The 14,406-nt window shown below is 62.7% G+C and carries 13 protein-coding genes and 2 pseudogenes; 6 read left to right on the forward strand and 9 right to left on the reverse strand.

The features are described 5' to 3' along the window. Positions 1 to 11: 11 nt before the first annotated feature. Together NKI24_RS36060 and NKI24_RS31755 are read right to left on the reverse strand one after the other, a co-directional pair. Entirely contained in the window at positions 12 to 176 is a 165-nt protein-coding gene (locus NKI24_RS36060; RefSeq protein ID WP_502896535.1) for a hypothetical protein, read from the reverse strand. A 76-nt stretch (positions 177 to 252) separates the two neighbouring features. Next, a pseudogene (locus tag NKI24_RS31755) lies at positions 253 to 763 on the reverse strand (IS110 family transposase); the annotation flags it as partial. A 31-nt stretch (positions 764 to 794) separates the two neighbouring features. Between NKI24_RS31755 and NKI24_RS31760 the strand changes: the two are divergent. Further along, positions 795 to 1,234 (forward strand): annotated as a pseudogene (locus NKI24_RS31760) (SOS response-associated peptidase); the annotation flags it as partial. A 540-nt stretch (positions 1,235 to 1,774) separates the two neighbouring features. On the opposite strand, the gene NKI24_RS31765 reads toward NKI24_RS31760, so the two are convergent. Then, complete coding sequence (locus NKI24_RS31765; protein ID WP_352450366.1) at positions 1,775 to 2,299, reverse strand: helix-turn-helix transcriptional regulator; 525 nt, start codon at positions 2,297 to 2,299, stop codon at positions 1,775 to 1,777. A 731-nt stretch (positions 2,300 to 3,030) separates the two neighbouring features. On the opposite strand from NKI24_RS31765, the gene NKI24_RS31770 reads away from it, so the two are divergent. From NKI24_RS31770 to NKI24_RS31780, 3 genes are all read left to right on the forward strand, one after another. Continuing rightward, positions 3,031 to 3,408, forward strand: a complete 378-nt coding sequence (locus tag NKI24_RS31770) for a hypothetical protein (protein WP_352450365.1) — start codon at positions 3,031 to 3,033, stop codon at positions 3,406 to 3,408. A gap of 812 nt (positions 3,409 to 4,220) precedes the next feature. Beyond that, on the forward strand, positions 4,221 to 4,610 hold the full coding sequence (locus NKI24_RS31775) for a diguanylate cyclase (RefSeq protein ID WP_352450364.1): 390 nt from the start codon (positions 4,221 to 4,223) through the stop codon (positions 4,608 to 4,610). 182 nt (positions 4,611 to 4,792) lie between these two features. Next, positions 4,793 to 5,002 (forward strand): Hpt domain-containing protein, encoded by a 210-nt coding sequence (locus NKI24_RS31780; protein ID WP_352750330.1) that lies wholly within the window; start codon positions 4,793 to 4,795, stop codon positions 5,000 to 5,002. Positions 5,003 to 5,017: 15 nt separating this feature from the next. On the opposite strand, the gene NKI24_RS31785 is transcribed toward NKI24_RS31780, so the two are convergent. The 6 genes from NKI24_RS31785 to NKI24_RS31810 form a co-directional block, all read right to left on the reverse strand. Next, positions 5,018 to 6,445, reverse strand: coding sequence for a glycosyltransferase family 2 protein (locus NKI24_RS31785; protein WP_352450363.1), 1,428 nt, complete (start codon positions 6,443 to 6,445; stop codon positions 5,018 to 5,020). Continuing rightward, positions 6,442 to 7,479, reverse strand: a complete 1,038-nt coding sequence (locus NKI24_RS31790; RefSeq protein WP_352450362.1) for a HEAT repeat domain-containing protein — start codon at positions 7,477 to 7,479, stop codon at positions 6,442 to 6,444. Before NKI24_RS31790 ends, NKI24_RS31785 begins: the two co-directional genes overlap by 4 nt. 2 nt (positions 7,480 to 7,481) lie before the next feature. Then, positions 7,482 to 9,236 carry a YaiO family outer membrane beta-barrel protein gene (locus tag NKI24_RS31795; protein ID WP_352450361.1) on the reverse strand — a complete coding sequence of 585 codons (1,755 nt, stop codon included), beginning with the start codon at positions 9,234 to 9,236 and terminating at the stop codon, positions 7,482 to 7,484. Next, positions 9,236 to 9,628 carry a response regulator transcription factor gene (locus NKI24_RS31800; protein ID WP_352450360.1) on the reverse strand — a complete coding sequence of 131 codons (393 nt, stop codon included), beginning with the start codon at positions 9,626 to 9,628 and terminating at the stop codon, positions 9,236 to 9,238. Before NKI24_RS31800 ends, NKI24_RS31795 begins: the two co-directional genes overlap by 1 nt. Positions 9,629 to 9,879: 251 nt before the next feature. Beyond that, complete coding sequence (locus NKI24_RS31805) at positions 9,880 to 10,266, reverse strand: response regulator (RefSeq protein WP_352450414.1); 387 nt, start codon at positions 10,264 to 10,266, stop codon at positions 9,880 to 9,882. A gap of 5 nt (positions 10,267 to 10,271) precedes the next feature. Further along, the gene (locus NKI24_RS31810; RefSeq protein ID WP_352450359.1) at positions 10,272 to 12,710 is read right to left on the reverse strand and encodes a hybrid sensor histidine kinase/response regulator; all 2,439 of its coding nucleotides are present in this window, start codon (positions 12,708 to 12,710) and stop codon (positions 10,272 to 10,274) included. A gap of 761 nt (positions 12,711 to 13,471) precedes the next feature. On the opposite strand from NKI24_RS31810, the gene NKI24_RS31815 reads away from it, so the two are divergent. Further along, entirely contained in the window at positions 13,472 to 13,888 is a 417-nt protein-coding gene (locus NKI24_RS31815; protein ID WP_352450358.1) for a hypothetical protein, read from the forward strand. 69 nt (positions 13,889 to 13,957) lie between these two features. Further along, complete coding sequence (locus NKI24_RS31820; RefSeq protein ID WP_352750328.1) at positions 13,958 to 14,395, forward strand: hypothetical protein; 438 nt, start codon at positions 13,958 to 13,960, stop codon at positions 14,393 to 14,395. Positions 14,396 to 14,406: the final 11 nt, after the last annotated feature.

A 14,406-nucleotide genomic window follows, 5' to 3' on the forward strand; every position in this document is an offset into this window, starting at 1 on the left:
TCGCTGCGCAGTCAGAAGTGTGGCGTCGTGCAGTCGCGGTCCACGACCGTGAGATAGATCGTGTCGCTCGACGGCGAGGGCGACTTCGGCAGTGGCACGCGCTTGCCGGGATCAAGCAACTTCGCGAGCGTCCTCGCAAAGCCCTTGTCGAGCAGCCCCGCGACCGGCTCACGCATGTAGGCAGGAATCCGCGATGTGCGTGTCCGTACGCCGAATGCAAGCCGCGCGGCTTCGAACGCGAGATGCAGCCGCTCCGAAGTTCGGTAGCAAGCCGCGGGGATCGTTCTCAACGGCAATGGCCTTTTCCTGCAAGAGCTTGCGGGCGGTCAGCAGCGCCCGGCGCTTCTGGCTCGTCAGGGTTTTCACATGCACCGGGCGAAACAGGTTGACTCGCATCATCTGCGCATCTGCGCAATGCCGCGGGCATCATTGCGGTCGGTTTGTTCACCTGGGCCTTAAGGAAATGCCTTGGTGTGGCGGGTCTCGATGCAGATCACCGGCAGGCCGGCCCTGGCCGGCCTTCGAACAACCACTGCGACAAGGCCCGGCTTCAAGCCCAACCCGCTCAACCCACCAGCTGGGCTCCTTGAGCACCCGTGCCAGATCCTCCGGATGGTTCGCCATCTTTATCTCGCGGCAAATCTGGCGGCAAATCTGGCCTGTTTCGTCCAATGCAAATGGCGGTCTCTTTCACTGACACATCCAATCCCACATGATGCGTCGCTGCGCTTCTCCCTTCTGATGCTTGTGGCTGCCCATCCAGACCACGTTTATCATGGCTCGAAGCGCAGCGCGGCATGTTCAAAGCCGCCTATCAGTCACGCCGCGCTGATGCCGATCGACGGCTTCTTTGAATGGAAGGACATCTTCGGCACCGGCAAGAACAAACAGCCCTATGCCATTGCGATGAAGTCGGGCGAGCCGTTCGCCCTTGGCGGCGCTCTGGGAGGCGCGACCCCGCTAGCGGCGACAACATCCGCACCTTCACGCTGCTGACCTGTGAGCCGAATCCGCTCATGGCGACGATCCACAACCGTATGCCGATGATTCTGACGCCCGAAGACTACATGACCTGGCTGACGACCCCGACCCGGAACATCTCATGAAGCCGTTTCCAGAAGAGCTGATGGCCATGTGGAAGATATATTCTCTCTCGTTGTTACGTTGTGAGCATGCTTCTGAATCCGGTTCTTTGCCCATTATGAGGGGCACAGAAAGGCAGGCAAAAGCATAATCACAACGTGACAACCGGCGGTTCAATCTGAGCAGAGAAAATAGAAAACGACATGATCGCCCTAACCACCCAATTCGATGCCTCCACCCGGAAAGCGGACGGATAGTCAAGGTCGTCGGCACCGACGGCACCAGCGCATTCTCGCCGAAACTTGTGCTCGTCACAGATGTCGACGGGACGCACGTCGAGGCTTTGGGCTACGTCAAGAACAAGCGACCGGGGGCATAATAGGGCAACCACAGGCCGGATATCTAAGGGTTCTGCGTGCGGTAGAAGGCGCAAATTACAAACGCGATGCCGATGAGGCGCATCAAACCAGGGGAATATGGATAGGCTACGAAGTAGGCGACCCCAAGCACAGCAGTAGCTATCAACCTCCTGCCTGTGTGCTTGTCCGTAGACGCCATTGCGGCTTTGGTGCGTGCGAGTGACTCTCTTTTCGAGATTCATGCTCCTCTGCCCGCCCCGCGCCATCGCCCAGCGGAAAATCAAAGCGTTTCGGGATTGGCTGTCTGCTGAGATGGATCCAAACGACGGCCCTTATGGCAAGACTGAAATGCGCCCAAGAAGAGCCACCAGTTCGGCCTGACGTTTCGTTTCGGTCTTGGCGAACAGCGAGGCAAGCTGGGAGCGGATCGTGGTGCGGCTGAGGCGCCAACTGCGGGCGATCTCCAGCGGCGCGTCGCCCTGAGCCAAGCGCAACGCCAAGTGCGTTTCCGCGCTCGTCAAACCAAACATCTTTTGCAGTGTCTGAGGATTTGGCCCCGACCTGTTCTCGCGATCCAGTAACGCCACAATGCTCGTTCCGTCAGGAGCGATAAACCCGTTCTCGTTCAATATCACCGGCCTGTCGCCGTTGCTGCGGATCACCACCCACGATAATGAGCCCGGCAGGAAATGGGCCGGAACATTCGCGAGCAGCCGCCTCAAAGCCACGGAAAGACCGCTGGCCGTATCGGCCACTTCTCCCTGGCGCTCCAGCGTGGTTTGAGCGGCTGCGTTCCATTCGAGCACTTTCCTCTCGCGGTTCAGCACGAGATAGCCGCAGCCGATGCGATCAAGCATGCCGGTTATGGATTCCAGGCTGCGTGCTCTTGGCTCCCCGACCCCTGCGCCCGATGCACGATCTGGAGGAAAAATACAAGAGGGCCGCGTCGTATGCGCCTCATGGTTATACTTGGTCGTTGTCGCAATGTATCGGCTACCCGAAACAGGATCACTATGTCTATCGATCAGAGTCATTTTCTACCCCTACCCAATAAAGCTACTCGTGATCTGCAGAAAGTCTTCAAGTGATAGTATCCGTCCGTAATAACCTAACTCGACATCTGATGATTACACTGTTAAGATTCCCAGAATTTGCGCCGCAATCGCGAGATTTCTTCCCGTTTGTGTTCCGGCATATGAAAGCCACGCCGAAATTCCGCCGCCTCCGTCGGGGTTCGAGTGCAACTGAGTTTACTGGCGCTGACTCTTAAACTCGCCAGTGAGCATCCGATCTTGGTCGCAATATCTTTCAACGGTTGTTATTAAGGTGTCCATGAAGAATTACCTTGCGACGGGCTTCGCTTTTGAGCTTTGCGTTCATTTCGGGGGCTCCTCAACTACGCGTTCACAACACGCGATTCTATACGAATCAAATTGAAGATTGTCGTTAGCTTCACATCCAGAAACGTATCTCGGAGTGCATTTTTTAAGATTTCTTCATGCCGCCAAGCTGCCGATAATATTGCTGCTCACCTGTTTCCAACACCACACAGCCCTCCTACGAAAGGGCAAGATTAATAACGAGCGAGATGGCGAGAAAGAAAGGTGGCATAGGGGTGCTCGCCCGCCTCCTTCGGATTTATTCTTTACCCGCTCCGCGCATCGCATCATGGGACTACCCGGCCTGGCAGCCGGAATTCAAACCTGGGGAATTCACCGGCGCCCTCCGTGCCGACAATGACAACACTCGTTTCCGCGGCGGCATGCGTGCGGTGCACTGGCCGGCCAAAGAAGATCCAGCCGCAGCGCTTGCCGTGCTGCAAGAGATCCCCGACACCACCGGCCAAACGCGTACGGAAGGCGCGCAGGGTTATCTTAACCCGCGAGACGCCAATCCCGACGACGCCGAGACGCATGACGTGCCAGGCGACGAGGTGACGTCTGAAACTATGGTGGAGCCGGCATAGGATGGGCTCGACGAAGTGTGGCCGGAGGTTCTGCATCAGATACGGCCGTCAGAGCGTGACATATGCCGGGGCGTTGGGCTGGATTGAAGGGCCGCGCACGGGATGGAGCGAGCCGCTAGGCTGGGTGATGTGCTGTGCTTGCGGAATGTTGTCGCCTCCTGAAGGGCGTAGCATGAGACCGGACTTTGATGGCCATGTGGCCGAAATTGCTGGCATGCACTTCTACACAAAGCCCGGCGCTCGCAAGAAGGCCGAAGGCGGCATGCTTGTTACCTACACCGACGCTGCTGGTACGAGCAGCGGCCCGCGTATGTCACCAACAAGCCACGCGGCGGCAAGAGGCCACACAGGACGAAAGCGGCGGCTGCGGCTTATCTGAACGCGCCGGCGGCCATACACTGTCGCCTTGCGAGCGGAAGGCTACCAGCGACCATGTCGGGCACCCCTGCGTTGATCGACATGTACACGCCGCAAGCTGCCGTCGAGAAGGCCCGGGAAGAACTGGTATAGGCTTACGCGGCTGGCAACCTACCTCCCGTCACCAAGTGCCCTACGAAGCCGGCGAGGGCGCCGGCCTTATAACCGGCGCGAAACGAACCGCAAGGTGCCTGCGCTGGCTTGGCAGAAACGGCCGGATTGGCTGAATTGCGGACTCAGCCGGTGTTAGCGGGGCCTACGCGTTATGAACGGAGCCCCCTTCTCCTGCTGCTTTGTGCATTCCGCACTGCCTTTTATGCGACTTCGAAGCAGTGAGACAGCGCGCCTGGTCGGCAGTAGTGCCAGACTGGATGGCTGGATGGAGGGAGCACGAGATGAGTGCGACCCGCAAAATAGCAGCGATCCTGGTCTCGGATGTGGTCGGCTACAGCCGGCTAGCCGAGGTGCTCAAACAAATTGCCCGCGCAATCCAAACTGGCGCTGGTCGCTCCAACGACCTGGCTGCACGATATGGGGGCGAAGAGTTTGTGATCGTGTTGGTTGACGCTTCAATGGAACATGCGAACGAAATAGCCTTCCGGCTCGTCCAAAGCGTGCGAGATCTGAACATTCCGCACGATTGCGGCAGAGTGACCAGCGTTGGCGTCGCTACAACGGTACCCAACGAGAACGAGAGCCTGAATGATCTCGTCAAAGCCGCCGGCCTGGCACTATTCCGTGCTAAGTCGGAGGGACGAGATCCCGTCGTGGTTGATGGTGTATGAGAAGGCCGTTGCCCTGGAGATCATGCGCGACAAGCAGTCCGTTTCGACCCAAGCCGCTTTCTGCTTGAATACCCGCCGAAACGATCCAGGAGGAGCGCCACCTCATTTCAAACGATCCTTTCGCCCCTCTCCGGCAGCGTTTCCTTGTCCGATGCGCCGATCAGCTCGCGGAGCTGAAGGCCATTGCACGTCAAGGCGATGCCCCCCCCACCCGCGATGCAATGGTTAGTATCGCCCACTCGCTGGCGGGGGCGGCGGGTACGTTCGGGTTTGGGGAGATCAGCGCGCGGGCGTCCGCGCTGGAGACGCTGCTGATCGAGAATGGGGATGAAGGGGCGGCCGAAGCCGCGCTCCATGCCCTAATTGCGGAGATCGAGCGGACGCTGCAATGATGCGTCCGGCCATGCCTATTTCTTGGCGCCGGAAAGGCCGGTCCTGGTCATCTCGCCCCAGTTCTGGTCTGCCCGCAAGAATTGCCACCAGCCCCTCAGGCGCCAGAAATTGTTGAGCTGGCGATAGCCAAAATTCTCGATCACGGCGACCGCCGTCAGCACGGCCAGGTCCCGGGCGCGCGGGAAGCGCTGGAGCTCGGCCTCTTCGAGGATGAGGGAGCATACGCTGACGCAAACGCCATAGGTGAAGATGAGCGAGGTGAAGGCCAAAAGATATTCGGCCGACAGGATGCCGAGCAGCCAGAAGGCCGGGATCAGGATGTAGCCCAGCACCTCCGCCACGGGCCCCAGCACGTCGGCAATCAAGATGTGGCCGAAGCCGAGGAAGCCGACGCGGCCATAGCGCGGATTGAAGAGCATGGCGCGGTGGCGGAAGAAGCATTCGAGCGCGCCGCGCTGCCAGCGCGTCCTCTGCCGTGCCAGAACGCTCAGCGTTTCCGGCGCCTCCGTCCAGCACACCGGTTCCGGAATGAACTGAATGCGGTATTTGCGCCTAGCGTCGCGCATATGGCGGTGCAGCTTGATGACGAGGTCCAGGTCCTCGCCCATCGAACCTCTGGTGAAGCCGCCCACCGCCACCACTTCTGCGCGGCGGAACACGCCGAAAGCGCCGGAGACCAGCATCAGCGTGTTGATGCGGCTCCAGGCAAGCCGCGCCATGAGGAAGGCGCGCAGATATTCGACCACCTGGAGCAGCGGCAGCAGGCGGCGCGGCAGATGGATCTCGCGCACCCTGCCCGCTTCGATTTTCGAGCCGTTGGCGATTCGGATCGTGCCGCCGACGGCGATGGTGCGCTCGGGGTCGTCGATGAAAGGCTGAGCGGCGCGCATCAGCGCATCGGGCTCGAGGATGGAGTCGCCGTCGATCGCGCAGAAGAGCGGCGCGCGGCAGACATTGATGCCGGCGTTCTGGGCGTCGGCCTTGCCGCCATTCTCCTTGTCGACCACGAACAGCCGCTCGGTCGTCGGCGAGGAATAGAGGCCGCGGATCGGCTTGTGCGCGAGCGCCTCCTCATAGGGCCGATGGAACTTCACCAGCCTGAAGGCCTCGATCAGGCGCTGCAGCGTCTGGTCCTTCGAGCCGTCATTGATGACGATCACCTCGAAATTAGGATATTGGAGCGCGAGCATGGAATGGACGCTCTCTACCACGTTCAACGCCTCGTTATAGGCGGGCACCAGCAGCGCGATCGGCGGCGCGAGGTCGCCATAACGGTGCCAGAGCAGCGCCGAGCGCGCCACCGGCGGGCGCTTGGAAAGCGCATAGCCTGCGACGGCGAGCTGCAGGAAATAGATCATCGTCTGCGCCAGCCCCGCCCCGATGATGAACCAAGACAGGATGGTGGCGGCAAGAACGATCTCGTGGCTCCAGTCGGCGATCATAAGGCCGGCCCCTCGGCAAGAACGAGCGAGGCGGTGCGCTGGCTGCGCGAGACCTCGCTGTCGGAAATGTCGCGCAGCAGCCGCTCTCCCGGCTGGCCGAAGGAGCGCAGCGCATTGGCGGCGGCATAGCGCACGTTCCACGCCTCATCGTCCATCAGCCTGGCCAGTGGCGGGGCGAGTTCAGACAGGCCGAGCCGGCCAGCGGCATCGGCGGCGGCGCTGCGCACGTCCCAGTTGCCGTTTGCCATTGCGGTCGCCAGGATCGCCGGCGCGTCGGCGTGTCCTGTGAGGCCGAGCGCGCGCAGCGCCGCGGCGGCAATCTCGGGCGATGCGTCGCCGGCCAGGCGGGCGAAGAAATCGGCGAAGCGAAAGCCGCCGGCGCGGGCAAGCGCGTCGATCGCGGCCGCTCGAATGAAGGGCACGGCGTCAACACGCGCGGCATGGTCCGCGAGCTGGTGGAGGCGCGCCGGCGGAAAGCGCCTGAAAAGCTCGATCAGGCGCCGCGAGCGCTGCCCCGCCACGCCGATCTTGCGCAGCGCAATGCCGAGCGGCGGCAGGCTGCCGAGATCGCAGAGCGCGATGGCGACGGCGATCCTGACCTCGCGCGAACGGTCGTGGTCGAGCGCCGAAAGCAGGCTTGCCACCGCACCTTCCGAACGCAGCGCCGCCAGCATCTCGGCCGCGTGTATGCGATCGGCCACGTTGCCTTTTTCCAGCTGCCTGCCGACAAGGGCCGGCAGGCCGCATTCGTTGAAGGCGGAAAGGACGTCGTCATGCTCCTCGCCGCGCAGCAGCGAAATGAACTCGAACCCGGCATTGATCGCCACGCCCGCCGGGACCACGAGCACCGCTGCCTTCAGGACTTCGCGGTCGCGGTTTTCGGTGAAGGCGATCAGCGCCGTCAGAAGCTGGCGCCGCTGGTCGGCCCCAGCCCTGCCCCAGCGCTCCTGCAGCACGCGGCGCGCGATCAGGAACAGCATGATTACCAGGGAAAGAGCGGTGAGCAATATGGATAGATCCCAGATGTACCACATGGTCAGAACCGCGCGGTCAGTCCGAGCCCGAATATGCTTCGGTCGAATGTCGGGCGTTGCTCATGCGCGATGCTGGCGCGCAGCGTCAGCGGGTCGCTGACGTCCCAGGAAATGCCGCCGAAGACGGTGCGCGTCGGCACCAGCGTGCCGTTGGAGATTTCGGGGGCGTCCGCGTAGCCGCCGAACAAATTGAAGCGCTGTGTCACCGCAAGGTCGGCGCGAAGCACATAGCCGTTCGCGCGCGTGCCGACATCGTCCTGCACATGCACCCAGCGGGCGGAAAGCCCAAGGCGGCCGTCGAGGACATAACCTTGCACCCAGGGCGAGATGCTGGTGACATTTGTGTTGGCGAAATTGTCGTAGCGGGCGTCGATGTTCAGAGACAACGGGCCGAACGCCTTTGCCGGCGCCACGAGCTGCCACGAAGCGCCGGCGCCGATCGAATAGCGCGCCAGGAAGTCGGCTTCCGGCGTCGACGCCGCCAAAGCATAGGCGGAGAATGCCGGCGAGAAGGCCTGATCGATGCGGCCCTCGACCTGGACGTCGGTGTGGCCAAAGCGGGTGGCCAGCCGCGCACGGCCGGAAATCGTCGTGCGCGGCGACAGCCGATAGGCAAGGCCGGCCGAACTGTCGGTCCAGTCGCCGAGACCATCGGTGAGATCGCTCACCTCGCCGCCGAGGTCGAGTCGCCATTTGCGCGGCGGCGGCACGGCCAGCCTTTGCTCGACATCGGCAGAACCTGGCTCGATGGCGAGCGCTTGGCGATAGGCTTCCCGCGCGGCGTCGTCGTCACCCTCGGCGCGGCGCACATCGCCGAGCCCGACCAGCGCGTCGGCGTTGCGCGGATCGGCCGCAAGCACGCGCTGAAACGACTGCCTGGCGCGCCTGTAGTCGACCTCGAGCAGAGCAATTCTCGCATCCAGGTCGAGCCCCTCGACATTGTCCGGCGCCGAGGCAAGCACGCCGTCGACCAGCGCCCGGGCGCGCGGCGCATCGCCCTGCCAGATCGCCAGGCGCACCTTGCCAAGCCGCGCGTCGAGAAGGCCGGGCTTGATTGCAAGCGCGCGGTCGAAGAAATGCCCCGCCTCGTCGAAGCGCCGGCTGGAGCCGACGACAAGGCCAAGGGCGACCAGGATGTCGGTGTTCTTCGGCGCCTGCCTCAGCGCCCGGCGATAGACCGTCTCCGCTTCGGGCAGCTTTCCCGCCGCCCGCAGGCGCCTGCCCTGCTCCATCAGGCCGGCGAAGGGATCGGGCCGCCGGCTGGCCGGTTCCTTTGCCCGCGCCGGAACCGCGGGAGCCCGTTTCGCCTCACTGCCGGCAGCCTGCTTCGCCTTGCGGATGTTCTCGACAAGCGCTGCGGCGTCGGCATTGCCGGGATCGGCCTGCGCGACCTTCTCGGCGAGCGGCAGCGCGGCATCCGGATTGCCGGAGCGGAACTCGACCTCGGCCATGCCGAAGCTGGCGTCCCGATAGGTCGCGGCAAGGGACAGCGCCCTGGAAAAGGCCTGCCGGGCGGCCGGCAGATTGTCGCGGCCGAGCTCGGCGAAGCCGAGTTGCACCAGGGCGTCGGCATTGTCGGGCTTGAGCGCCAGCGCGCGCCGGAAAAGGTCCGCCGCCTCGTCGAAATGCTGCGCTTGCCTGGCCTTGACGCCGGACGCGTAGAGCTCGTCGACCGTCTGCGCCAGCGCGGCGCCGGGAGGCGCGGCGATCGCCAGGATCAGGCATACGGCCAGAGCTGCGCGCCGGCTGCGCCTCATCAGCGTTTCCCGCTCTTGCGCGAGATCAGACGCGCGAGCCGGGCCAGAAGCTCCTCGGGGATGAATGGCTTCACCAGGTAGTCGTCGGCTCCTTTCTCAAGGGCCGAGACAATGTCCCTTTCAGCCTTGCGGGCGGTCAGCATGATCACTGGAGTTTCCGACAGAGCCGGATCGGCTTTGAGGCGGGCCAGTACCTCCAGGCCGTCGGCCTTGGGCATCATCGCGTCGAGCACAATGATGTCGGGGCGGTCCTGCTCCGCCTTCGCCAGCGCTTCGGCCCCGTCCACCGCCTTGATGACCTCGTATCCTTTCGCCCTCAACCTGAATTCCATCAGCTCGAGCAACAAGGGATCATCATCGCAGATCAGAACTCTTGCTTTCGCTCCATCCACCAGTCCTGCTCCGGTTCCGTCGCCCCCCGGAGTGATCAACCCATGAACCGACATCCGCCAAAGTGGTCCATGCCAGAATTCCGCGCAGCTTTCCCCGCGCCCGCCAACGCCGCGCGATCATAGATAAAGCTGATTCGCGACGGTTGCATTTCGATACAATCACTAGATGAATATCGGCCCATGGTATAGGAGCCGCAAACGGCAAACCGCGCTTGCCGACAGCTTCTTGCCGCCGCCTTCCCTTGGCGCGTCTAGGCCGGGCCATCGCGCTGCGGGAGCAGCTTCCTCACTTCACCTGCAAGCGCCAGCGGATCGAAGGGTTTGGCGATAACCCCTACGGCTCCCATGGCGAGATAGCGCTCCACCTCATGCGTCTGGGTGCGCGCCGTGATGAACACCACGGGGATTGAGGCCGTCAGCGGCGAATCGGCCAGGCGCCTCAGCGTTTCAGGCCCATCCATATCCGGCATCATCACATCGAGCAGGATGAGGTCGGGCTGCCAATCGGCGGCATCGGTTAGCGCCTCGATGCCCGAAGAGCAGGATCGCACCTCGAATTCCGGATCGAGCTCGAGCGACATCTGGGCGATTTCGCGGATATCGTTCTCGTCATCCACATACAGGATCCTTGCCGGCATCATCGTCACTCCTTGCCAGGGGTCGGCGCGCTGCCGTCGCGAGAAGCGATCAGCATGCTTCTGACCAGCTTCGCGACATCGATTTCGGAGGCCCTGGTCTTGGTCATGATCGCCTGCACCCGGTCGCCGAGTTTCTGGTCGAGTTCCGCCGCCGAAAACACGATGACCGCGGTCTCGAGCGGCAGATCGACGAGGAGGTCGAGGCCAGATCCGTCGGGAAGTGCGATGTCCAAGATGACCAGGTCGAAGCGATGGCGAGCGACCGCCTGCCGGGCTTGCTGCAGCGTCTTTGCGGATGTGATCGAGACGCTCGAACCCAGCCCCTCCGACATCACCGCAAGCACGCCCTCATCGTCTTCGACATGCAGAATCTGCGGCTTCGGCTCGATCCTGCGGCCGACGATCTTGGCGAGAGCGGCGTGAAGCCGTTTCGAATCCACCGGCTTCTCCAGCCAGTCGACGATGCCGACGGCGCTGCCGTTCAGCGAGCGCCTGGCCTCGTCGGCGACAGCGGAGATGACGATGACCGCAATGTCGGAATTGGCCGGTGATGCCCTGATCTCGTAGAAGAGCTTGATGCCGGATTCCTCCGCTAGCTTGATGTCGAGCGTCAGCGCCACGTAGTCGCGGGAGCTCAGGAGCGCCTTGGCGGTGTCGATATCGGGCGCGACGTCGCTGGAAAAGCCTTCAGCATCGAGAAGTGCTGCGATCACCGCAGCGACGTCGGGCTCGTCCTCGCAGATGAGGACACGCAGGCGGCCATCGCGCTTGCGCGCCCGGCGCTCGACCAAAACCGGCTTCTCGGCCTGCCTGTGCGCTTCGGGAAGCTCGACGTGAAACGCTGTTCCCTTGCCTTCCTCGGTTTCGAAGGAAACGGCGCCGCCCAGCTTTTCGGCGATAGCCTTGACGATGCTCAAGCCCAGGCCGGTGCCGCCTATCTTACGCGTGCTGGAGGCGTCCGCCTGCTCGAACTTGCCGAATAGGCGGCTGCGGAACGCCTCGGGGATGCCGGCGCCCTGGTCCACCACGGAGATGCGCAGCATGTCGCGGTCATGACGCTGGAGTTTCACCGTGACGGTGCCATCGGTGTGCGAGAACTTGATCGCATTCGACAGCAGGTTCGCCATCACCTGATGCAGGCGATCCGGATCGATGTTGGCCTCGGCGCGCGGGGCATCGTCGACCAGAACGATCCTGATCCGACTGTCGGCCATGTAGTTGGAACTGGCGGCAATGGCCTGCTCCAGGACCTGACGGACAGGCATCTGCTTGATCTTGAAGGTGATCACGCCTGATTCGATCTTCTCCATATCCAGGATGTCGTTGATGAGAAGAACCAGCCTTTCGCTATTGGTGTGGGCGATGTTGACGAGATTGGCGGCCTTGGGCGGCAGTTCGCCCGCCACGCCGGCCGCGATCAGACCAAGCGAGCCGCGGATGGAGGTCAATGGGGTCCGCAATTCGTGGCTGACCGTGGAAATGAAATCGTTCTTGAGCTGGGCGGTGCGCTTCTGCTCGGTGATGTCGCGGTTGTAGGTGATGACGCCGGCGATCTTGCCGGCCTCGTCGCGGAAAGGCGTTTTCAGCGTGTAAAGCCAGCCCTGCCTGCCGTCCGGTAGGAGAGCGGGCTGGTCGATGCGCAATGTCTGCCCGGCCTCCAGCGCGCCCGTTTCATCCTGCCTGAAGCGCTCGGCCACGTCCTTGGGGTAGAAATCGAAATCCGTCTTGCCGATAAGGTCCTCGACCGAGGCGGCGCGCACCAGTTCGGCGGTGGCTGGATTGGCCGCGATGAAGCGGCCGTCGACATCCTTCATGTTGAGGCTATCCGGCAGCTCGCGGACCATGGCCCGGTAGATCATGTTGGACATGGCGAGATCACGCCGCCGCTGCTGGCGATCGAGCAGAACGCCGATGATGAAGGTGCTGAGGAAACGGAACACCAGCGACGGGAGCGTGCTCTGCTGCACAAAGCCGGCGACGACTTGCGGGGGGATGATCAGAAGGGTGATCAGCCCGGCAAGCGCGACCGACACGCCCAGGCCAAGTATGTCGAACATGGTGCGCGACCGGGCCGCCACGATGTGGTGCCATGCCAGACCGACGACGGCGGTGATCAGGATGCTCACGATGCCGACGCTGGCACCCTGCCCGCCAAGATAGAGGCGATAGGCAATGGAGCCGGCGGTGGCGATGAACAACGCCGGCCACCCGCCGAAGAACGCGGCGGCTCCGACAAAAGCGGCCCGCAGATCGACGACGAAGCCGGAGACGGACAGAGCCGTCGCCATGGAAATGATCGCGCCCGCGCACATGACCAAGCCGAGAAGCAGCGACTGTACCCGCTGCGGGAGACGCCCCGTGAAATCCGCCACAAGGTCCCAAGCGACGACCAGGATGGAGACGAGGGCAAGATTGGCGAGGAGTGAGTGCCAGATCTCGGTCATGACTTTCCGGCTCCTTTTACCGATAGATATCGGCAAAACCTATCCAAGCTCTAAAAAGGGTGCGCGCTAGCCGACGGTATCGGACCGATAGCAGCCCGACGGGACGATTTGGCAGGCGTCTTAGTTGCTGTACGCTCCTCGGGCATCTCTTTGGCTCAGGCTCCAGCTTCGGTATTGACTATTGGTTGTTCTCCGGCGTCTGCTTCCGAGCGGAGGCAAAAGACGCCCCTATGGCCGTCGTTAGGCGCAAAGCGGCCCTCCGCGACGCCAATCCTGCGTCCAGTCCTGCATACGCGCTACGCTCATACCCACCCCGTGTCTCCGCAGTCTTCGTGACGGGAGCAGCTATTGGCGCGCCCGACCGAATCGTAATCGCATCAGGATGAAAGGACCCATGGTAGCCGATGCCCGCTCGTGCGCAGCGCCCGCTTGTCGGACAGGACGCCGCCCTCGAACTGGGATTTGGAACGACGGGAAGACCAAAGACGTTCGTGCATATTGCATCCGCTAGCCACAGGTCTAACGCTTTTTGTTCCCAGGAGTTGGAGGCGTACCATGTTTGGCAACTCGGGCATCATTCCTCTGCCTCGCCCGCTTGAGCGTCGTGTGGATACTCTTGGGCACTCGTTCATGCGCCAGCGGCTCGGATCTCAGATGGACTTCTTGATCCCGCAAGGCGAGCCGGCGCTGTTACCGCCCAACTCGGTGTCCTGGCGTATTTTCCGAATCCTATTGCGCTGTTCATCGGCGGGGTTACTGCGGTGCTGCTCGAATTGGCAGAGCCGCGCGTTCGCGACGCCATTTGGCAGCACAGCACATTCCGCTCCCACGCGCTCCGGCGGCATTCCGGGCTATCAACCCGAAAACGGCGTTCGATCTCGGGCGCGCTGACAAATGGTTGCAGGGTCGCGCGCAGCCGCGCGAGCTCAGCGTCTATGATGACTGGTCGAAGCTTCTTGGCCTGGAGCAGCCCGGCGCCTGGATTGCCGAGAGCGACCTCCCAGCCTTTACGGCGGCAATCTGCGCCCGCCACGGCATCGGCATGGCCGAACTGGAGCGCCGCGCCGGTGGACCACCGAAGACCTCCGCGCATGAGAACCGAAGCGTTGGCGCCGCCCTGGCCGGAGCCTACGCGTGTTATTCGCAGGCTCTGTCGCCCTATCATCACGGCCAGCTGATCAGGGGCAGTCTGTCGATAAAAAGCCGGGCCGGAGGGGCACGGCCTGACCGCCTCCTATCGAGAGATATTGCCAACCGGCCAACTGCTGATCAGCGGGCAGGTCTCGCTGGCAAAACGCGGCCTCTATGTGCATCTGAAGGAGACCGACGGCGACGCCCACTTCTTCTTCTGCCTGTTCCCGCAGTCGCAGCCGGGAAGCGTGCTCGGCGGCTATATGTGTGGCGGTGCCATCATCGGCCCGGAGCCAAAGCCTTCGCTGACCAGAATACTGATCGTGCGCTTGCACGATCCGGCGCCCGAGGCATGGGGCGGATATCTCTCGTCTGACAGATCGATCGCCGAGGACCTGGCAGCGCTCGGCCTCATCATCGAGCGGCCGGAAGCGGTCGACCGGCAGCTCGCGCAATTCCTCATCGGAGACAGGCGCGACGGTGACCTGCCACTGAATTTTCATCCGGCTGCAGTTAGAGCCTCGGCGGGTTTTACGCCGTATGGCGCGGGTTGAGCAACGGGTGA

Origin of the sequence: Mesorhizobium sp. M0701, from assembly GCF_040320365.1 — a bacterium.
Classification (GTDB): Bacteria; Pseudomonadota; Alphaproteobacteria; order Rhizobiales; family Rhizobiaceae; genus Mesorhizobium.